Below are 21,580 nucleotides of genomic sequence, written 5' to 3'. Positions count from 1 at the left end.
CTACGCTGGGACAGCTTTTGCCCTTTCTTGAAAGCTTGGAAAGTCTATTATTTTTGAATTCTGCGCGGCTTCCCAGATATCTTTAACGATATCTAACAGTGGTGGTATTACAAGCAACACATACTGACCTATTCCTCTATTTTTTTTGCTAGCAACTTTTAAAGCTGTAGGCATATTAGTACCAAAGTCAGACCAGTCTAGCTCTATCCAAAAGACCTCATCTCCCACGATAACTAGCTGTTTATTTCTCAAGCTGTTGTCGTATCCGCTTTGGTCTAAAAATTCAATTATTTTTCTGACTGTTTGTAAAGAGACATCTTCGTGCCTTAAGTTGCGGATGGCTCTGATTTCTAAAAGTTGTTCCCAACTAAAAACTACAGTAGGTCTTCCACTACTCGTTCCATATCTGTAGGGAATAATCAAACCCACCTTTTCTAGATAAGCAAGTCGGCTAGATGTGCAGCCTGTCAACTGCATTGTTTCTTTTCTTGTAAAACCTATCATCTGGCTCATGGCGACTTTCCTTCCCTTTACTTTCTAGAGTTTAGTTGTTAACCTCCGAGGGTTATTGTCAGTCTTACATTATATCAAATTATTTCAATATTCTAATACTTAATAATTTTTAACGAATTGTACTAACACTAAGTTCTACAAAATGACCGTTTTGTAGAACTTAGTGTTAGTATTGAGGCATAACCATATTATGGAGGATTTTCAAATGGCAGATAAACTGCATAAACCTGGTGAGACTACGCCTATCAGTGGACAATACGAAGTTACTGGTTCGCGTGGTGGTAGCAAGGGGCATGAGATTACCTCGACGAAAGGTAATCCACTGCCCCCTACTCCAGAACCTAACCAGCGGTACAAATTGGTTGATCCAACCAAACACAAGAATCAGTAAGCTTTACAAGCTTTACGGGCTGTCCTGATTCAATCCTAAAGGCTCATCAGTTAACGGCTGGTGAGCCTTTTATCTACTGTAGATAATCAAAACTCCCCTTTATAGGTTTTGTCAAGTATCGAGGGTAGCAGTATATCAAATTCTTTCAGCGCCTGTTCTTTCAGTCGTTTTACGGTGTCTACTTTAGCTTGGAGTTAATTGAGGTAGTCCACTATGCGACATTTTTCGAGTAGCGATGGGACTGGGACTTTAAAATTTATCCATACCAGATACAGCCTTACTGTAAGGCTTTTTGCCTGAATTATCCAACAAGGCTACTAAACATGAGGAAATAATCCATAACGTCCCAAATTAGGATTTCTTGTGAAGTTTGTGAAGGTAATCCTGTCTTTAAGATCATCTGGGGGATGCTCATTTTCAATGATGGTTATTTGGCTGTCACTATGGTTGTCAGCCAAATAATTATAAAACCGAACCTTGAGATCCGAACCCTGTAGGCTGTCTTCCTCACTTTCTGGCTTGTAGTATGCCAAAAGAGGTGAATCTAACACAACAAAACCTGGATGTGATAGATTCCTCTCCTTACAAAATTCCATAAGACCGATGGTCATTGCCGCATGGGTAATAGCTCTCAGCCCCTTCCCTCTGCTAGTACGGGGTTGCCCACCTATGACAATATCTTTAATATCCTCGGAAAAATGTACTCGATTGGAGTCAGGAAAATCCCAGGATTGGAGCAGATTTTGAACTTTTTGGGCAAATAAATCAAGTAATGAGGTTGAAAGACCAACCAGCGGAATGACAACCTTGATTGGTTTTTCAGTCTCCGCCAGCAACTCAATTCTCTTATCTTGTAGTTGCTCAACCCTATTGAATGTATCAATAGCACGTTGTATATCACCAGATTGTTTTACAATCTCACTGAAAATATTTTGAGCATCCCTGATAGGAGAGCTAATTTCTTGTATTTCCTGATTGAGTATCTGGAATTCAGGGTTGAGCCGCTCCCGTTGTGTGGTCAGTTCCTCAACCTCATCGCTGAGATCAAATGCGGTTTGGTCGAGTTCCCTTGAAAGTTTTTCTACTTTAGCAATTTCAGCAGTGGCAGCATGAACTACACTCGCAACGTCACCGTCACAGACTTCATCTTGATGCTGCTCATTTGGGAGAGAACCACAGAGAGGACATGGCGTTCTCTCTAAGTGGACAAAAAGAGACCCAGACTCTTCAATTGCGGCAAGGCGCTCAATATCTACCTGGTAATGCTCTTTCAGAAGTTCAAAACGTAATAGAAGACTATTGATTTCGTTTATCCTATTAGACAAGCGTTCTAGCTGATCCATGATCGCACGACGGCGATTTATTCGATCATTCAATTCGTGTTCCGCTCTATTTACTATATCTTGTTGCGCCTCGTAACGCGCTTTCAGTTGCGATAGCTGAACTTCCGCTTCAGTACGATTAACACCGAACTGGTTTATCTGAGTTTGTAACTCTTGAATAAGCTCATCTATGAATTCAACTTTAGCAAGATTATTCTGCTGAGTAGATGCTAGGGCAGCCTGCATTTCAGCCTGTCCTACTAACGCACTGTCGTCTACACCAGTAAGCAGCAACTTGAAGACTGAGTAATCTACTGTTGCGCTGGTTCTCTGTCCAGATAAAAACGGCGAGGATCGTTTTGTTATGTCACTTTCCTGAACTACTACTAACTTAACAAGGTTACGAAAGCTAAGGCTTTGTGTTTCTCCGTTTTTATTTTTCCGTACACGCTGATCCTCAATCCCTATAGCCGACAAGAGATAAGTTGAAAGCGTATCTTTACTTCCCTCTGCGTGTTTTTGCCGAAGAATACTTGCTTTTACATTAGGTTGACCCAACAGCCAATTTCCCTCAAATAGACGAAATTCGCCCCCGTCCGTACTTCTTTCAAGCGTGAAAACTTTGCCATCAGTTGATTCTAAAACTAGCCTTGCCCGATCATATCCATCACGCTCAGGAATATGCCTTGGAGGATCTTTAGCTCCGAGAAGAAAGTCAATCGCCTCTACAATAAACGATTTTCCAGTGTCCGATGCACCGCATATAACATTCAAGCCACTTTGAAATTTTAAGGAAGCAGGATCTTTATACGGGCCGCTGAACGAAATTCCGCGCAATTGAAGAGGATTCCAGGTCATAGTCCTTGTCCTCCTGCGCGATCAATTGAATGAAACTGTGTAGACCATTCCCGAAAAAAACTGCGCTCTAACGCTTGCAGTTCTTCAAGAGTTGATTCACCGAAAGTTCCAGCTACCCACTCTGCACGGTCTTTAAGCTTCAAGATATATCGAGAACTCATCATCGAAAGAAACGCGCCAGCAGTATCCGTCGCGATGTAATGAAAGCCCTCCGACGAAACCAACCGCTCTACAAGTTGACGGCTCATCATCAGAAAAATCCCACGTTCTATCAGCCCACGCCGTACAGTCAGTTCCCCAAAACGTAGTGGGACTGGGGTATGCAGACTGTCTGGACCTTTAACATCGCCCGAATGTAAAACCAGATAGTCAAAATAAACAAGGTGTTGGAGATCAAGCGACCGAGGAAATACTGCTGTCAAAATTGCAAGTGTTCTGATGCCGGTTTCAAGTGGACTATTGAACGGTGATGTCATCTTGCACCTCCCCATTCTTATTCACCCAAACTAACCTGTATTCATTGGCAAGTTGATGACAAATACCTTGTTTGTCTTGCACCTGAACTACGCTGGCAAGTGGGTTTGATGAAATCGAAATATTTGCTGATTGGGTAACGGTTGCTCGCATACGAGCTAATCCATCTGTATGAGCATTATTGCAAATATCAATTACTCCGTGAAAGACCTCTTTCTGTAAACTGTTGAATGTACCATCAGGAACATTGTCACGGGCAAAAGTGCGTAGAGATTCCGCGTGATAAAAACGTTCCCTTTGTCGTAAAAAATCTTCATTCAGAGATAAAGGGATATCTGAAATCTCATTTACAGTTATTCCCTTGTGATCACTGTAAGCGGCGAATAATTGCTGAATATAGCCGCTCTCTTCGGCATGATGCTCTTGTGGTGGCGGTGTAACTTCAGGTCTAGGAGGTAAACCACCGCCAAATCTCACTGAATGATAGCGTGTTTTAGCGTGGCCATCTATGAGTTCCAAGACGGATTTTTCTGAAAAGATTGAGAAGTCGAACTCGTTAAACCAATCGAGTAACTCGCCCTCTAACGGAACGCTAACAGTTTTCGTTATTTTATCTTGACAATGAGCTTTCCAATTATCTTGAGCCTGCTGTTTCAGGTCTTCTGGATTCCCAAGTAACTTTTGTAACCTTGTGCCTACCCCTTTAGATGCAACAAAGTAGTATTTGCGTGGTGGTGAATATTCCTCTTTGTAAGAGTAATAGATGATCTTTCCAATTTCGACCCAGATGTCACTTGGACATAGAGAACTATTGTACCGCTTGCATTGGTAATTATCCCAACCTCCATCCCACATTGCATCAGTGAGAAATCCAATTATATCGATGCCTTGGTCGCCAGATCCTCCGAACCTTCTAACACGGGCATAGGAGTCTGTCAAAGAGCTTGCCCATTCCTCTGTAAACGACTCCCATTCTTCGGGGGAAAAGCCAGCGACACGATTTGGCTTGGGAATAGGAATACCATTGAAGACATGATCCGATGATGGATACACTTTGGGTATCCCCGGAGATACGGATATTAGTTTCATGTCTTCGTCAGCAATCAAAGTTCTAAACTCCGTTTACTAAGTTTTAGTGCTTCTTCGGTACTTTTTATGGAGAACCTAGGTCAAAATCATTGAAAGCCTTATTGTGTCGGCATTTCATTTAAAATATGGGCATAATAGTTTAAAACCCTTGCTCCGTAAGGGTTTTGTGATAATCAATCCTCAATCACCATAAAAGAGACGCAAGAACCGTTTTAGTTTTGCAAAACTAAATTTTGATAATTAAATCAAGAATACAATATTTTCACCTGCAAATTCTCTATAACTAAAGCGTTCTAACGAAAAAAAAGTTAATATGAAGTTTTTTCTTTTAACTGCTGATAAATCACATCTAACCACACAGGAATCACTGATTTACCTTCATCTAGGGATGCGATCGCTCTATCCCTATCAAATTCTACTAGAGAAAGCGACTTATCCTGCGCTGATAACAACAGCATAAACCGCTTACCCTTACCTGAAATAAACAACTCCGGCTCTTGTGACTTCAGCCTTTTCAGGGTTTCACAGGCAATATCAAAACTTATCCCCACAGACAGCCAATATACCATTGCTGCCAGTTCCACCAAATTAGACTTTGAGTAATAAATACTGCGTCCCGTTCCCGTCTCACTAATTACAGGTACAACAATCCCCTTCTCTCGCCAATACTGGATCTGGCGAAGGGTACAACCTGTAATTTGAGAGGCTTCCTTGCTTGTAAAAAATGTCTCCTGCATAAAAAACTATTTTACAGAAGACTGGTATTATACAATTATGTTAGTATTAGACAAATATGTATAAAGGCGATGAGCCAAATTACTGTTCAGTGTCGTTTAGTAGCAAGTGAATCTACCCGTCAACAACTATGGCAGTTGATGGCAGAGAAAAATACGCCATTAATTAATGAACTATTGCTTCAAGTCAATCAACACCCAGACTTTGAGACTTGGCGACAAAAGGGCAAACACCCTACTATTGTTGTGAAAGAACTCTGCCAACCATTAAAAACTGACCCTCGCTTCATTGGTCAACCAGGAAGATTTTACACGAGTGCGATCGCAGTGGTGAACTATATATATAAATCATGGTTTGCCCTGATGAAGCGTATTCAGTCCCAATTGGACGGCAAAATGCGCTGGTTAGAAATGCTCAATAGTGATGCTGAATTGGTAGAACACAGTGGAGTCCCATTGGACGTTATTCGCACCACAGCCACCGAAATTTTAATTCAATTCACCCCACAGACTGATACAGTTGAACCACAAACAGCGAAAAGAAAGAAACCTAAAAAAACTAAAAATTTAGATAGCGAACGCAATTTGTCAAAAAACTTATTTGACGCTTACGGCAATACAGAAGACTTACTGACTCGTTGTGCCATCAGCTATTTACTCAAAAATGGCTGCAAAGTTAGCGAAAAAGAAGAAGACCCCCAGAAATTTGCCCAGCGTCGGCGTAAAGTAGAAATACAAATTCAACGCCTCACAGAACAGCTAACCGCACGAATCCCCAAAGGACGAGATTTAACCGATACCAAATGGTCAGAAACTCTTTTTACAGCTACTCAGACCGTTCCTGAAACTGAAATAGAGGCGAAATCTTGGCAAAACAGCCTTCTCAAGAAATCTAGCAAAGTACCTTTCCCAGTCGCTTATGAAACCAACGAAGATTTAGTTTGGTTTAAAAATCAATTTGGGCGTATCTGTGTAAAATTCAGTGGCTTAAGTGAGCATACTTTTCAAATTTATTGTGATTCTCGACAACTCCACTGGTTTCAACGCTTTTTTGAAGACCAGCAAGTTAAACGCAACAGTAAAAATCAACACTCTAGCAGCTTATTTACTCTCCGCAGTGGGCGTATTGCTTGGCAAGAAGGAGAAGGTAAAGGCGAAGAGTGGAAACTTAACCGCTTAATCCTTTCCTGTTGTGTAGAGACTCGCCTATGGACTGCTGAAGGAACAAACCAAGTCAAAGTAGAGAAAGCAGAAGAAATTGCTAAAACTATCACCCAGACAAGAGCCAAAGGCGAACTCAACGAGAAACAACAAGCTCACATAATTCGGAAGAACTCATCTCTAGCCAGAATTAATAACCCCTTTCCTCGCCCCAGCAAACCTTTATATAGAGGTCAATCTCATATTCTTGTCGGAGTTAGCCTTGGTCTAGAAAAGCCTGTAACAGTAGCAGTTGTGGACGGTTCGACAAATAAAGTCATTACCTACCGTAGCATTCAACAACTATTGGGCGATAATTACAAACTGCTAAATCGACAGCGACAACAAAAACACGCTTTATCTCATCAACGCCAAATAGCTCAAAGGCTTGCTGCACCAAATCAATTTGGGGAATCAGAGTTAGGGCAGTATATAGATAGATTACTGGCAAAAGAAATTATAGCGATCGCGCAAACATATAAAGCTGGCAGTATTGTCTTACCCAAATTAGGCGATATGCGAGAACAAGTTCAAAGCGAGATTCAAGCCAAAGCCGAACAAAAATCAGACATTATCGAAGTTCAAAAAAAGTATGCTAAACAATACCGAGTTAGTGTACATCAGTGGAGCTATGGCAGATTGATTGCAAATATTCAAAGTCAGGCTGCTAAAGCTGAAATTGTTATAGAGGAGTCAAAACAGCCAATTCGAGGTAGTCCACAAGAGAAAGCGAAAGAATTAGCGACAAATGCCTATCAATCCCGAAAAGCCTGATTGACAAAAAACCGAACCTTGATAATAGAATAAGGATATCCAATAGCGCCGCAGTTCATGTTTGTTATGAACCTCTGTACTGCGATAAATGCGGGTTAGTTTGACTGTTGTGAGACAGTCTTGCTTTCTGACCCTGGTAGCTGCCCACCTTGATGCTGCTGTTCCTAGTGAACAGGAATAAGGTGCGCCCCCAGTAATAGAGGTGCGGGTTTACCGCAGTGGTGGCTACCGAATCACCTCCGACCAAGGAGGAACCCACCTTAATTATTTATTTTTGGCAAACCACAAGCGAGGTCAATTTCCCTGGGGGGTCTGCCAAAAGTCCAAATCCCTTACCTAGTAATAGTTGTACTTATTTAGATGCTTCTGTAATGTTCCCTTAAGAGGGAAGTTTAGATCAGAATTAGACACGGTTTCAAAATTGCCTTTGGAAGTGTCTCTAGATAAGGGTTTGGTCGGGCGGAGTTTCAACACCCCTCCCGGAGTGAGGCGGGTTGAAAGTCCCATAATTGTTGATATCCGCCCTTCAATGATGGTTTCAACACCCCTCCCGGAGTGAGGCGGGTTGAAACTGTACTAAGGGTCTTCCTATCTCCTCCTAGAGCATCCTGAGTTTGAACGCCCCTCCCAGCTAGAGGTGTGCTTGAAGGCAGTCTACTCTATAATCAAACTTTGCCACCGCCCTATTATTTGTTTCAACACTCCTTCAATCTAGAAGCAGTTTGGAAGATAATTAGTATCTTTTGTAGTAATTACGATTTTATTTCAAAATTTTCTTGCCAAAAACAGGTAATAGAGACGAAGTTTTTAAACAAGATTTCAAATTTTAAAGGTGGGTTGAAAGGAATGTCATCTTCCCAATTTATATACTTGTAGAGACGTAATCAAAATTTGGGTTGGCTAACATACTTAGCTTCAGCATAGAATAAAACAAGGTTTGTTCCTGAAAATGACATCAATCTGTTAACAGTGACACTAATTAGTTAATTGTGACATTAATCTGTTAACAGTGACAAATAATTAGTTAATGTACAACACAAAAAGCGGGTGATGGGACTCGAACCCACGACGTTCACCATGGGAAGATGACATTCTACCACTGAATTACACCCGCAGAGAATGGTTAACTTAACCAAGCCATCTACTATAATAGCACTATATTGGTAATATCTGGTAGCTAATTATCATAACCTCCGCAACGAGTTAGCCCTTGAGGATAGGTATAAATCCCTCAATATATGCCTGTTCAGTGTTACTATGCCCGCCTGTAACCTGCTAACTCTATAAATTGAGAAATTATGGCTTATGATTGTGAGCAAGGCACGAAGGTGCTTCACAACCACACGGATGCCTCAGCTACAAGGATAAATCTGCACCTTCTATTTGAGCAATAGCAAAACTGACGGTGCAATTCTGACGATATTAACATAAAAAATTTTATCTCTCTAAGCAACAAATATGTTCAATGCCACTGAAATTTTGATTGATGCCTTTGTTCTCGAAATTCGAGAAGGCTACCGTCGCACATACGGCTGCTTGAAACATGATTATCAAGATATTATCGCTTGGGCTGGTAATATGGCATTGGAAAATATTGCTAATAGCGATGCCCTGTATCACAACGTTGAACACTCTGTTTTAGTGACTCTTGTAGGACAAGAAGTTTTACGCGGTAAACACATTCGGGAGGGTGGTGTTTCTAGTGAAGACTGGCTACATTTCATCATTTCCTTGCTGTGTCATGATATTGGCTATGTTAAAGGAGTTTGCCGACAAGACCAAGAAACAATAGATTTATATGCCACAGGTCAAGATGGCAAAATGATTAAGCTGCAACCTGGGACTTCTGATGCTACGCTCACGCCCTATCATGTTGATAGAGCCAAACTCTTCATTGATGAGCGTTTTGGCGGTCATAAATTAATTGATGCTGAGGCCATTAAAAGTAATATTGAGTTAACTCGGTTTCCAGTGCCTGTAGCAGAAGACCATCAAGATACAACTAGCTATGCTGGTTTAGTACGTGCGGCTGATTTGATTGGACAATTAAGTGACCCACGTTATTTAAGGAAAATTACTTCTTTATTCTACGAGTTCCAAGAAACTGGGATGAATGACATTCTCGGTTACAAAACACCTGCCGATTTACGCAAGAATTACGCTAAGTTCTACTGGCATGGTGTTTATCCTTATATTAAAGATGGACTGCATTATTTGTCTCTGACTCAGCAGGGCAAACAAATTATCGCTAATCTCTACTCAAATGTTTTTGTGGTAGAACATGAAAAAATGCAAGAACCAGAAAATAGTTAGATACGGCATATTTGCTTTACATTAGTATACAAGGGCGGGTATATTTGCCCTCCCCCACAATACTTGTCTTATTAATATGTGTATTTCATTTATTGGCAAAGTGCTGTATAAATCATTAAACATCTGGTGGGAAAAAACGTAGGGACGTGATATTTCACCTCTCTACAATGGTTACTCTTGACAAAGGACAAATAAAATGAATTGGTGGCAAAGACTTCAGAAAAATCCTTTGGCGCGATTTGGGGCAATTGTGCTGTTAATTTTCTATGTGGCGGTAATTGCAGCTGATTTCGTTGCGCCTTATGACCCTCTCGCCTCACAGCCAAATGGTTCACTGTTACCACCAACTCGAATTTATTGGTTTTCTCAATCAGAACCAGGGCAATTTATTGGGCCTCATGTATATCCTACGACTCAGGGAGATACTGACTTAGAAACAGGCGATCGCCTATTAATTGTAGACTTAGAAAAGCCTACACCTCTACGTTTATTTGTCTCTGGAAATGAGTATCGGCTATTACAGTTAAGATTACCACTACCGCCTAAATGGGATGAAGTAACTATTTCCCCTGGTTTTCCTCTAAATTGGCACTTATTTGGCACATCTGGTGAAGCTTACATTAATATCTTGGGTACTGACGACCAAGGACGCGACCAATTCAGCCGTTTGTTGCATGGTGGTCGCATTAGTATGTTTATTGGCATTATCGGGGTGCTGATTACCTTTCCCCTGGGTTTAATCATTGGTGGAATTTCTGGCTATTTCGGCGGTTGGACTGACAGCGTGATTATGCGGCTTGCCGAAGTGCTAATGACTTTCCCTGGAATTTATCTGTTAGTGACCTTGGGTGCAGTTTTACCACCAGGTTTAACCAGTACCCAGCGTTTTTTACTAATTGTCGTAATTACTTCGGTAATTAGTTGGGCGGGATTAGCGCGGGTAATTCGGGGACAGGTACTATCGATAAAAGAGCGAGAATTTGTCCAAGCCGCCAGAGCAATGGGTGGTAAACCAATTTATATTATAATTCGTCATATTTTGCCTCAAACTGCCACCTATGTGATTATTTCGGCAACATTGGCTGTTCCTGGCTTTATTGGTGCAGAAGCTGTTTTAAGTCTCATTGGTTTGGGAATCCAACAACCTGATCCTTCCTGGGGTAATATGCTCTCCTTAGCCACCAATGCTTCCATTGTGGTGCTGCAACCTTGGTTAATTTGGCCGCCAGCTGCGTTAATTATTCTCACAGTGCTGTCTTTTAACTTACTGGGTGATGGTCTTAGAGATGCTCTCGACCCCCGCAGTTTGCGAAGATAGGTTATTGGTCATTAGTCATTAGCCCTTTTCTATTACTCTAGAGAGAGAAAAATAAATGTAGGTTGGATAGAACGTAGTGTTAGCGTAGCTTGCCGTAGGCATAACCCAACAATGCCAAGGTCTTTGGGTGTTGGGTTGCGCTGTACTTAACCCAACCTACGCCTAAATTGATAAAAGCTTTGAAGAGAAGGGTTTTAGATTTTTCTCTAGCGATAGTGATTAAAGAGGGTTAGTCATTGGTCATTGGTTATTTCCTACAAAAAAAATGTAGAGACGTTTCATGAAACGTCTCTACAACAAAGGTTACGTATAACAAATATAATTTTTGCTTGTGCTGTGATTAAGGAGCTAAAGCGTTACCGCGAATCAGACTACCAAGAGTTTTGGCAGTAATTTTGAGTTGGGTGAAGGGATTAGCAGGGACAACTGTTTTATACAAATAGCTATCAAATGTGAGCTTCTGCACATCCAGATCATCGCACATTTCTACAAAGGCTTCGCGGGTAGCGTCGGAACGGTAGAAAACTGTTTGCAGAATGTCTAACACTTTGTAGGTGAGTCCGTATTTCTTATCCCAGCGCTTCAAGTAAACCTTGAGGTCTTTTTCTGTGGGAATACTTGCGCCACTGTTAGACATTTCCACAATGGTTTCGGCACACATCCGCCCAGACTTAGCTGCAAAGTAAATACCTTCACCAGAGGACTTGGTTACATAACCAGCCGCATCTCCTACCAACGCAATCCGACCGACTACACGACGGGGACGGGGATGTTCAGGAATAGGATGAGCTTCGACTTTAATGATTTTACCGCCGGCTAACTTTTCGGAAGCACGGGCGCGGATACCTGCTTGCAACTGTTTGATGCTGGCTTTATTGACTTGCATTGTGCCAGTACCGACGGCTACATGGTCGTATTTGGGGAAAACCCAGGCGTAGAAGTCTGTAGAAACGTCATTACCGACATACATTTCGGCTAAGTCGTTATAGTAGTCCATTTTATCCTGGGGTAAGCGGATTCGCTCTTGGAAAGCGATCGCATAGTTATAATCCCCAGCATCCATTTCTTTGGCAATGCGAGAATTAGCCCCATCTGCCCCAATTACTAAATCTACTTTTAGGGTTTTAGTAATCCCCTGTGAACCACCTTCTGTATGGTCAACGTAGTGAATTGTATAAGGGCTAGTGTTATTTGTGGGTATATCAAGTTTATGAACAGTGGCGTTAATTAAATTTGCCCCTAGTTTTGCCGCTCGGTCACGCAGGAATCCATCCAGCACTTCCCGGCGACACATTCCTATATATTCGTCTTCTTTTACTATATTGATATTAACCTCACGATTGGAAGGTGAAATCATTTTCATCTTCCGCACACGGCGGTCAATAATCTCTGGTGGTAGGTCAAATTCATCCACCATACACAGGGGAATAGCACCCCCGCAGGGCTTGGCGTTATCTAATTTTCGCTCAAACAAGTAAGTTTCAATTCCTGCTTTCGCCAGCGTTTCAGCGGCAGATGAACCAGCAGGACCCGACCCAACAACAGCAACCCGTAGTGTCAAAGGTCTTCTCCCAAAGTTGATAAAAACGTTTAACCCAAGCATCCTATCACGGAGTTTTGCTTGATTTCGTGGTCTTGTTTCAGATTTTGCCTGAATTGCAATATTCCTTAATATTTCGATACAAAAAGAGGGGATGAGGAATCGGAAATCGGGACTTATCAATGGGAATCATAAAATATTACCTTGCATCTACTCCCTATCTATGCAAATTTCCGCATTCAACTCGCTGACCAGACAAGTTGGTGTGTCCGCAATTACTGGATATCAAAAACACATTTCCCCCCATAAAGGTTTTGCTTGCGCTCATCGAGTCTTGTATGGGGGTGAATCTTGCTCCCAGTATTTCAAGCAGGTGATTATTCAGGACGGTTTCCGCGCTGCACTAACTCAGTCTCGTGAACGATTTCAAGCCTGTAAGCAAGCTAATTACATTTTGCGCGCGCAAGCTGAGAAACCAGAACCAGAACCGCAGAAAAACCCTGGTAGTAATAATCTTGACTGTAATGACTATTTGACTGGGATTGAATGTGGTGGCAATTGTGTGGAAATTATGACTACTAGCCCTGATTGTAGTGCCGTTGATTGCAGTGGGGCTGACTGTGCTAGTCCTGATTGTAGTGCGCTTGATTGCAGTGGGGCTGACTGTAGCTTTCTCGAATGTGGCAGTTGCGGCTAAAATGTCTGATTCAAATTAACCGAAAGGATCTAATCTGTGGTATATGTAAAGCACGGTAATCCTAGCAATAAGCCGTAGATTAAGTTGTAGAGGTACAGCAGCAGTGGGCATAGTAGTTGAGAATGTATCTAAAAATTTCGGGAATTTTCAAGCCGTTGATCAGGTTAATCTCGAAATCAAAAGTGGTTCACTGGTGGCCTTATTAGGACCATCAGGCTCTGGTAAATCCACTTTGCTGCGGTTAATTGCGGGCTTGGAAATGCCAGATAGCGGCAAAATATTGCTGACTGGTAAGGATGCTACACATCAAAGTGTCCAAGAGCGAAATATTGGATTTGTGTTTCAGCACTATGCCCTGTTTAAGCATTTAAATGTGCGACAAAATATCGCCTTTGGGTTAGAAATTCGCAAAACACCAGCGAAGAAAATTAAAGCACGGGTAGATCAGTTGCTAGAATTAGTGCAATTGAGTGGATTAGGCGATCGCTATCCATCCCAACTGTCTGGTGGTCAAAGACAAAGGGTAGCATTAGCTAGGGCGCTGGCTGTAGAACCTAACGTATTATTGCTAGATGAACCATTTGGCGCACTGGATGCCAAAGTTCGTAAGGATTTGCGGGCATGGTTACGCCGCCTCCATGATGAGGTTCATGTTACCACTGTTTTCGTCACCCACGACCAAGAGGAAGCAATGGAAGTTTCCGATGAAGTGGTGGTGATGAATAAAGGGCAGGTAGAACAGGTGGGAACACCAGCCCAAATTTACGACAATCCAGCTACAGCATTTGTGATGAGCTTCATTGGCCCTGTAAATGTCTTATCCAACACTTCCAAAATTTTCCAAAGTAGTGGGTTTGATTCCCCAAATAGCCAAGTATTTTTACGTCCCCAAGATGTACAGATTGAAAGACAGGCGAATGGGACTACTGCACCAGCTACAGTGACTCGGTTGATACATTTGGGTTGGGAAATTCAGATAGAATTAACTTTAGATGATGGGCAAGTGGTAGCCGCACATTTAACACGCGATCGCTTTAACGAATTACAATTAGAACCACAAGACCGGGTATATGTCAAGCCAAGAGATGCTAGGTCTTTTCCCTTGTATTATTCAATATAATCTAAAGCTTTTTTATTACTCTGCAAAAATAAAAAATCCCTCGGTAACTAGTCGAGGGATTTTGATTTTTAGTACTTTGCACATGAAATGTATCCCACTTAGTTAGTGTATCTATCCTTTTAAAATTAGGTGTGCCAAAATGCCAAATTAATGTAACTCATTCAATCCATGACGGCTCTTAATCATTTATGGCTACCTGTACCAACAAACTTGAGTTTATTGCCAAATAATGCTCATATCTGGCGGATTAACCTGGATATCCCAGAAGCACAGCGCGAAAATTTACTAGCAACCCTTTCGGGTGACGAAGTTTCTCGTGCTAACAGATTCCATTTTCAGGAACATCGGCAGCGTTTTATCACTGGTCGTGGTATTCTACGGTGTATACTGAGTAACTATTTGGGGATTTCGCCGCAACAAGTCCTATTTGATTATCAAGAGCGTGGCAAACCAGTATTAGCAGATGCTTTAGCTCAGAGTAACTTATGCTTTAACTTGTCTCATTCCCAAGGTTTAGCGCTGTGTGCAGTTAGTTATCACAGTCAAATAGGGGTAGATTTAGAATATATTCGCCCCATGTCGGATGTAGAAGCCCTAGCCAAGAGGTTCTTTTTACCGAGAGAATATGAGATAGTGCGATCGCTATCTGATCACAAACAGCAAGAAATATTTTTCCGTTATTGGACTTGCAAAGAAGCTTATTTAAAAGCCACTGGAGAAGGACTAGCTCAGTTAGAACAAATTGAAATATTACTCAATCCCACAGAACCCGCCCAGTTAAAGACATCTGAGAATTGGAGTCTCTTCGAGCTAAGGCCTGCTCAAGATTCTCTTGCTGCTGTGGTTGTGGCGGGTTCTGGTTATGATTTGCAGTGTTGGCAATACTGAATCAGTGTCCTGTTAAGTAGTAATGCAAAGCACATCTCAATTGTCTCAAAAACCTATTGCAACATTTTAGCCTTGTCAGTCCAGTAGTGGCGTGACCAGCTTAAAATAGTGCATTAGGGAAAAGCAGAAAACATTGATTTATCTCAATGGCCTCAAAAATCTATTGCCACATTTTAGCCTTGTCAGTCCAGTAGGGTGCGTTAGGATAAAATCCGTAACGCACCATCATTAAGGCTTTGGTGGAATGGCACTAAGATAACGGCAAATCCATTATTTATAAGGCTTTTGGGTGTCGGGTGTCGGGTGTCGGGTGTGGGGAATTAAGAAGTTGTTGAACACATGAACGTACTAAAATTCAATTTTATTAAACACTACACCCAACACCCTATCCCCAACACCCTGCCCTAACGAGATTTCGGCTTATCTTAGTGCCATTCGGCTTTGGTGCCATACTCTGCCCTCAGAAACCCTTGTTTCCCGTTGTAAAAGTTGGTTTTATTTACTCATTCTTAGCTTCAAAGTCCTTAATAGCTGGAAAATCCAACTGATCATTTTTTAAAGCCATATTTTTAATTGAACTGGCTTTTGCACGATTTTCTAGTATTTCTTGATAATATTCTTCAGGTGTTAACCCATAATCTCTTTTAACGTAGGCAATTTTATCTTTAATGCAGTCTTCAATCATTAATTTGACATCAGCAAGATAGTAATCCTCATTGAATGATTTAATATGTATCTTATGAGTTATTGAAGGAACCGCTAGTTTTTTTAGACCTCTCGCCTCTTTTAATACTCGACTGCCTACTAAATTGTCATCAATATCAAAACAACTAAAAATTGTTTTACCTTTTGTACTTCTTTTTAAGGCTGGTTTCAATCCTACAAAAATATCAACTGATGGGAATACACGGGTTAAAAACAAAAAATCATCCATTGTCATTTACTGTTGGTTTGTTTAATTATCTAATATAGCAACCACCAAGGTGCTTAGGACATGGCAAAAGTCTAAAACCCATTTACAGCAAGTATTTCAATTTTGACTTTTGCTATCGCTGAGGTTCATTCTACGTAATTAGCAAATCTTAAACAATGGAGGACTTGAATCGTGATATCGGGTTAGATTGGAGGGTCGCCCCTCCGCACTACCCTAAGAACCATAACGGGTCAGGTTTAGAATGTACCTATTTATGACACGCTATGTGCAAATGCTGAAGATTGCTTATGTCGTCTAAGTCGCCTTGAGGAACGGGTAATATGTGGTGAGTGCCTATTTCCTCAGTGTGTCTTTAGCCTACCTTGTAGCAACAGTAGAGAATCCCCCTCCATTTATGGCGGAGAGAGGTCAATTATCTTCTTGCATATTTCTAACAATTTTTGTTACTAGCTTTCTAGGTGTAAAGCTGACGCTTTTTGCCAGGATTTGATTTATGAGACCAGGAATGACAATGGTTTGACCTTTCATTAAGCCCGCATAACCGATTTTAGCGACTGTTGCAGCATCCATCATCCTTTTACCTTTCAACAGTTTAGAGTCTGCCATCCCCGTGCGTTGATGAAAGGCAGATGCAGTTGAACCTGGACAAAGCACCGTCACCGTCACACCTGTGCCTTCTAATTCATTAGCGATCGCCTCAGAAAATGATAAGATATAAGCCTTAGTAGCAAAATAAACCGCCATCAACGGGCCCGGTTGAAAAGCCGCCGCCGAAGAAACGTTTAATATTTTGCCATGACCTTGCTTGACCATATCCTTCAGGAATAGCTTAGTTAAATGGGTAAGACACACCACATTTAGTTGCAGCATTTCCAATTCAGATATTAGGTCTGTTTCGTTAAATAATCCATAAATCCCAAATCCGGCATTATTCACCAGCACATCAACATGAATGTTTGCTGCTTGCAACTCTGCAAAAATTTCTTGAGGAGATGAGTATATAGATAAATCCTTGACAATAGTTGTCACCGAACTGCCAAATTCTTCCTGAAATTTAATGGCAATTTCTTTGAGCTTTGCTTCAATTCGGTCTACCAACACCAAATTGTAGTCATGAGAAGCGAAAATAGATGCTAGTTCGTAGCCAATACCACCCGCCGCCCCAGTAATAAGAGCTGTTTGTTTGTCCTGGACTTGTTTTGTTGTGTTCATTTTAGAAGATTGGTGAATTCAATTTGCTCGGTCAGCCTGACATTGACTGTGGCTTTCCGTGATGTACCGATTGATAATTTTGGTTTAAACTACTAAAATTCTTGTAGTTTATTACCATTTCAAATTCTTGTGTGATGATTTTTTCAAGAAATTGAAAAGTTTAGCCAGGTCTTACGCATTGTACAAATTGACAACCAACGAGATTCCTTAATCTTTAACTTTTAATAACTACTTTATGTTGCTGTAGTTGTGAAAATAAATATTCATGCATAATAATTAATATTATACATCAACAAAAGCTTATGTTAAAGTTCCAACAGGTAGCTTATTTTGATGTATTTGCTAACATCAAAATTTATGAACAACAAACAGTATTGATTTTATAAATAAATAATTTGATTAGATTTCGAGCCGATTCACTTAAGAAAATTGTAGGTTGGGTTGTAGCTTGCTTCTTCGTAGGGGTACGAAGTGAAACCCAACATTTGCGAGACTTTATTAGGTTACGCCTACGGCAATCTACGTTAACGTTCCATTGCTCCTCAACGCGGACTGTTAGGCTTAACTGAACCGTATTGGATTATATTTATAAAATATTCTTCTAAAAATAAAATAGAGACGTTTCATGAAACGTCTCTACAGATTCTCCTCCCATTTTTAGTTCATTAGTGGTGGCTATACCAGTTGTCTGTGCAAATTCACATAAATATGGGAGGAACTAACCGCAAGGAAAGAAGGAAATAAATCGTATAAGGTCGATGGGATTCTTTTATCCAGACAATAAGCTAGGCAAGAGTCAAGAAGCCAGTTTTAACCAAGTAAGAAGTGTAAGTCATCAGTAATTGAGAATCAATTGGTGGACAAACAATAGAGCTACCGGTGAGAGCTTTCAAAGTTGCCTGACAGCTAATTGTTGGTCTTCTCGCTTGCAAATACAAATCAGGAATAGTTACTTGTTCATCAGACCAGCGTTCTAGTAAAAAAGGACGCAGAGTGTACAAAGGATTCTCTACAGAAGAGACATTATTGATTAACTCTGATTGCCATTGTTCGTAGGGAATCATCTCTACAGGATAACCAAAAGACCGCACCCATTCAACTAAATCTTTTAACGAAATCGGTTGAGGATGTTGTAAATGGAATGCCTTACCAATAGATTCTTTCTGTCTTGATAGGTAAACAACAGCTTTGCTGACATAATCCACAGGGGACATATCCAACATATAATCTACATCAGGAAAGCTGCCCATTTGTAAACAGCCTTTAGTCATCAAATTGATGAAATCATGGGTATTACAAATACCTGTTGTGCTATCTCCTGAAATTAATGGTGGTCTGTGAATAGTGACGGGTAAACCTCGATCACGAGCAACCTTAACTAACTTTTCTGCCACCCATTTAGTTTGAGAATAGCCTAAATAAATACCTTCCCAATGGTCAAATTCATCCTGTTCTTCTACCAGATGACCAGCATAAGCACTTGATTCAAAAACAGCTACACTGGAAACGTAATGCAAAGGCTTAACTTTGGTCTGACAAGCTAATCTTAAAACTTCTTGAGTTCCTAAAACATTGGCTGTTTTCAGTGCTGAATAGGGATAAACATAATTCAGCAAAGCCGCACTATGATAAATGACATCAATATTGCTAGCTAAAATTTGGAACTGTTCAGAGTCAATACCTAAAAGTGGTTGGGCTAAATCACCAACAATAGCGATAAGGCGAGAATTAAATTTCTCATCCCAAATTGCATACTGTTTTAAATTATTTTGTAGTTTGCTTTTACCTTCTGCTGCATTATTTGCCCGGACTAAACAATATATATCCGCATCGGTTTCTTGTAGTAATTCCCGGATAATAAAAGCACCTAAAAAACCAGTACCCCCAGTTAAAAAGATATTTTTAGCTTCACCCTCAAATACACTTATTGCATTAGCAGGATTAATGCTAGAGTCAAGCACAACTTCATCTGCCAAATTTAGGACTGAAGTTTTAACTTGACCGTCTTGGACCTGTAGACCTTCTTGTAATTCTTCAGCTAAACGCTGGGAAAGAGACGCAATATTAGGGTAGTGCCATAGTAAAACTGGAGATGGTTGAAATCCCAGCAATTTTTCTAATTTACTCACCAAAGTCATCGCCTGAGCGGAATCTAAACCATAGGTTTCTAAATTCTCATTGATATCTATCTCATCAGTTTCTACACCGATTAACTCAGCCAGATTAGTTACTAGCCATGCTTGAATATCTGCCGCACTATAAGCTTGTTTAAAAGTCATTTTTACATCTCCAATAATTGAGAATAATCTGGGCAATATTGACTGTAATTATCAGGTATTTGCATTCCTTGAATTTTCAAGCTTTGAATGCGATATAAAAATGCTGCTCCAGTCATGATGTGATGAGCAACATCAACTACCCGACGATTATGTGGTTCAGCTAAATAAGAACCGCGCACCCAATCATTAAAACTACCCATTGCTGGGCCACACCAAATTTGATAATCTACTTCTCTACCTTTTTCGCCAGAACTAGACCAACGAGAAGATAATCCTAAATACCAGCGAAAGATTAACGCCATTTTCAGCTTAGGATTATTAACTGCTTTGCCTAGTTTTTCAGGATTTTTTTGGGATAAATAACTGGCTGTTCCTTCCCAAACTTCAGCTAGAGTTTTGCGAAAAATTTGCTTTTCTAATTTCTCTCTTTCTGCCTGGGGAATCTCTTCAATTGAGTTATAGTTGCGATATAATTCATACAACTTTTGCGCCCGCATGGGAAACATTGTGCCACGTTTGAGGACTTGCAGTTTCACACCCATTTCAAACATATCGGCGGCTGGAGCCATAATCATATCTGCCATTTCCGCTTGAGCTAGTAGTTTTTTAGTATGGTCACAAGCTCCAGATTCAATGCAGGATTGATTAATTGAGCCAGTCATGATGTAAGCCGCACCCATCATAAAAGCCGCTAAAGCTGATTGTGGTGTGGCAATTCCGCCAGCTACTCCAATTCTAATGGGTTGTTGATATTGAAATTGTTCTTGGATTTCATTCCGCAAACTAATAATAGAAGGCAATAAACAAACTAAAGGACGATTGTCTGTATGTCCGCCAGAATCAGCTTCGACGGTGATATCATCAGCCATCGGCACTTTAGTAGCAAGTTTGGCTTGTAAATCAGTAATTAATCCTTGTTCCAGAAGTTCTTTAAGTATTCTGGCTGGTGCTGGTTGGAGAAATTTACTAGCTACTTCTCGCCGGGAAACTTTGGCAATGACTTTGTTTTTAATTTCAATTTGATTGGCATCATTTAAACTTAATCCGGCAACACGGTAATAAACTATGTTGAGGGTTAAGTCTAAAAATGCTGAAGCTTCTACGGTTCTTACTTGATATTTGAGGTATAAGTTCACAGCCCGGCGTTCAATAGCCATGTCGTTAGGGCTGTGAATTAAATTGAAGGCGTAGGGTCCATGAGGTAAGGCTGATTGAATGCGTTTAATGGCTGTTTCTAAACGTTCTGGGGGTAAGCCACCTGCACCAAATGAACTCAAAATTTTGGCTTTTCCTAGGGCAATTACCATTTCTTCAGAGGCTATTCCGCCAGCCATTGCGCCAGTTACATAAGCGTATTTTACGCCATGTGCAGCTAGGAAGTTTGAGTCTCCTAGTTGTTGTAAATTGATTGGGGGAATAAAGGTAAGAAGTTCGGTTTGTACTGTGGTGTTATTTTCTGGAGGACATAAGTAGCCTTCGTTTGTAACACCGATTTTGTCGCCAATTTTGAGGATGTAGCAGAGTTTATCTAATGTGATTAGTTTATTTTTGATGGCTGATTCTTGGAAGGATATACTATCTAATGAACCTTTCCAAGTGAGGTTTTGGCTGTGGGGATTGGTGGGAAATTTTAGGCTATTATTGTGTTGGTCTGGTAGTGTGTCTACGGGAATCACGGTGGTTATACCTCAGTTTTTTAATTGGGGGTTTTTTAACTAACCGCCAAGTCGCCAAGTACGCCAAGAAGAGAAGGAGAGATTTTTATTTGATGGTTAGCATGGCTGAATTGGATTCGGGAGTTATGGAATAACGTTCGCGTAGCGTGCGCGCAGCGCATACCGCAGAGTACACAGAGGAATGAGAGTTTGAGTGGTTACTGAACTTGTCGAAGTGAGGTTTTGTGCGTAAGTCCTAACCAGGATTT

The 21,580-nt window shown here is 40.9% G+C and carries 18 protein-coding genes and 1 tRNA gene; 7 read left to right on the top strand and 12 right to left on the bottom strand.

Annotated elements, in window-relative coordinates:
* The gene (locus ACM0OW_RS02755) at positions 1 to 513 is read right to left on the bottom strand and encodes a MerR family transcriptional regulator (protein ID WP_414548511.1); all 513 of its coding nucleotides are present in this window, start codon (positions 511 to 513) and stop codon (positions 1 to 3) included.
* 205 nt (positions 514 to 718) lie between these two features.
* Here ACM0OW_RS02755 and ACM0OW_RS02750 point away from each other — a divergent pair, with 205 nt between their 5' ends.
* A complete protein-coding gene (locus ACM0OW_RS02750; RefSeq protein WP_414548510.1) occupies positions 719 to 904 on the top strand; it encodes a hypothetical protein in 186 nt (61 codons plus the stop codon).
* 317 nt (positions 905 to 1,221) lie between these two features.
* Here ACM0OW_RS02750 and ACM0OW_RS02745 read toward each other — a convergent pair whose 3' ends face one another.
* The 4 genes from ACM0OW_RS02745 to ACM0OW_RS02730 form a co-directional block, all read right to left on the bottom strand.
* Positions 1,222 to 3,084: an AAA family ATPase gene (locus ACM0OW_RS02745; RefSeq protein ID WP_414548509.1), complete on the bottom strand. Its 1,863-nt coding sequence runs from the start codon at positions 3,082 to 3,084 to the stop codon at positions 1,222 to 1,224.
* Positions 3,081 to 3,575, bottom strand: a complete 495-nt coding sequence (locus ACM0OW_RS02740; protein ID WP_414548508.1) for an ABC-three component system middle component 2 — start codon at positions 3,573 to 3,575, stop codon at positions 3,081 to 3,083. Before ACM0OW_RS02740 ends, ACM0OW_RS02745 begins: the two co-directional genes overlap by 4 nt.
* Complete coding sequence (locus ACM0OW_RS02735; protein ID WP_414548507.1) at positions 3,541 to 4,665, bottom strand: ABC-three component system protein; 1,125 nt, start codon at positions 4,663 to 4,665, stop codon at positions 3,541 to 3,543. The genes ACM0OW_RS02740 and ACM0OW_RS02735 overlap by 35 nt, the downstream gene beginning before the upstream one ends.
* A 290-nt stretch (positions 4,666 to 4,955) precedes the next feature.
* A complete protein-coding gene (locus ACM0OW_RS02730; protein WP_414548506.1) occupies positions 4,956 to 5,384 on the bottom strand; it encodes a MerR family transcriptional regulator in 429 nt (142 codons plus the stop codon).
* A gap of 69 nt (positions 5,385 to 5,453) precedes the next feature.
* Between ACM0OW_RS02730 and cas12k the strand changes: the two genes are divergently transcribed.
* Positions 5,454 to 7,355: a type V CRISPR-associated protein Cas12k gene (gene cas12k, locus ACM0OW_RS02725; protein WP_414548505.1), complete on the top strand. Its 1,902-nt coding sequence runs from the start codon at positions 5,454 to 5,456 to the stop codon at positions 7,353 to 7,355.
* Positions 7,356 to 8,397: 1,042 nt separating this feature from the next.
* Here cas12k and ACM0OW_RS02720 read toward each other — a convergent pair.
* A tRNA-Gly gene (locus tag ACM0OW_RS02720) sits at positions 8,398 to 8,469 on the bottom strand.
* 344 nt (positions 8,470 to 8,813) lie between these two features.
* Here ACM0OW_RS02720 and ACM0OW_RS02715 point away from each other — a divergent pair.
* On the top strand, positions 8,814 to 9,668 hold the full coding sequence (locus tag ACM0OW_RS02715) for an Npun_R2479 family HD domain-containing metalloprotein (RefSeq protein ID WP_414548504.1): 855 nt from the start codon (positions 8,814 to 8,816) through the stop codon (positions 9,666 to 9,668).
* A 196-nt stretch (positions 9,669 to 9,864) separates the two neighbouring features.
* Positions 9,865 to 10,986, top strand: a complete 1,122-nt coding sequence (locus ACM0OW_RS02710; protein ID WP_414548503.1) for an ABC transporter permease — start codon at positions 9,865 to 9,867, stop codon at positions 10,984 to 10,986.
* A gap of 340 nt (positions 10,987 to 11,326) precedes the next feature.
* Here the strand turns inward: ACM0OW_RS02710 and chlP are convergent, their stop codons facing one another.
* A complete protein-coding gene (gene chlP, locus ACM0OW_RS02705; protein ID WP_414548502.1) occupies positions 11,327 to 12,547 on the bottom strand; it encodes a geranylgeranyl reductase in 1,221 nt (406 codons plus the stop codon).
* 202 nt (positions 12,548 to 12,749) lie between these two features.
* Between chlP and yidD the strand changes: the two genes are divergently transcribed.
* From yidD to hetI, 3 genes are all read left to right on the top strand, one after another.
* Positions 12,750 to 13,223: a membrane protein insertion efficiency factor YidD gene (yidD, locus tag ACM0OW_RS02700; protein WP_414548501.1), complete on the top strand. Its 474-nt coding sequence runs from the start codon at positions 12,750 to 12,752 to the stop codon at positions 13,221 to 13,223.
* Between the two features lie 103 nt (positions 13,224 to 13,326).
* Entirely contained in the window at positions 13,327 to 14,343 is a 1,017-nt protein-coding gene (locus tag ACM0OW_RS02695; protein ID WP_414548500.1) for a sulfate/molybdate ABC transporter ATP-binding protein, read from the top strand.
* Positions 14,344 to 14,511: 168 nt separating this feature from the next.
* Positions 14,512 to 15,231 (top strand): 4'-phosphopantetheinyl transferase HetI, encoded by a 720-nt coding sequence (gene hetI / locus ACM0OW_RS02690; protein ID WP_414548499.1) that lies wholly within the window; start codon positions 14,512 to 14,514, stop codon positions 15,229 to 15,231.
* 499 nt (positions 15,232 to 15,730) lie between these two features.
* Here the strand turns inward: hetI and ACM0OW_RS02685 are convergent, their stop codons facing one another.
* From ACM0OW_RS02685 to ACM0OW_RS02665, 5 genes are all read right to left on the bottom strand, one after another.
* Entirely contained in the window at positions 15,731 to 16,165 is a 435-nt protein-coding gene (locus ACM0OW_RS02685; RefSeq protein WP_414548498.1) for a hypothetical protein, read from the bottom strand.
* Between the two features lie 247 nt (positions 16,166 to 16,412).
* Positions 16,413 to 16,502 (bottom strand): HNH endonuclease, encoded by a 90-nt coding sequence (locus tag ACM0OW_RS02680; protein WP_414548828.1) that lies wholly within the window; start codon positions 16,500 to 16,502, stop codon positions 16,413 to 16,415.
* Positions 16,503 to 16,573: 71 nt separating this feature from the next.
* On the bottom strand, positions 16,574 to 17,377 hold the full coding sequence (locus tag ACM0OW_RS02675) for an SDR family NAD(P)-dependent oxidoreductase (RefSeq protein ID WP_414548497.1): 804 nt from the start codon (positions 17,375 to 17,377) through the stop codon (positions 16,574 to 16,576).
* 785 nt (positions 17,378 to 18,162) lie between these two features.
* Complete coding sequence (locus tag ACM0OW_RS02670) at positions 18,163 to 19,656, bottom strand: thioester reductase domain-containing protein (RefSeq protein ID WP_414548496.1); 1,494 nt, start codon at positions 19,654 to 19,656, stop codon at positions 18,163 to 18,165.
* 2 nt (positions 19,657 to 19,658) lie between these two features.
* Complete coding sequence (locus ACM0OW_RS02665) at positions 19,659 to 21,332, bottom strand: PfaD family polyunsaturated fatty acid/polyketide biosynthesis protein (RefSeq protein WP_414548495.1); 1,674 nt, start codon at positions 21,330 to 21,332, stop codon at positions 19,659 to 19,661.
* Between the last annotated feature and the right edge of the window lie 248 nt (positions 21,333 to 21,580).

It is taken from the genome of Anabaena sp. CCY 0017, from assembly GCF_963920885.1.
Taxonomy (GTDB): Bacteria; Cyanobacteriota; Cyanobacteriia; order Cyanobacteriales; family Nostocaceae; genus Nodularia.
The sequence above is the reverse complement of the archived record's forward strand: the minus strand, read 5'-3'. Positions and strand labels throughout refer to the sequence as shown.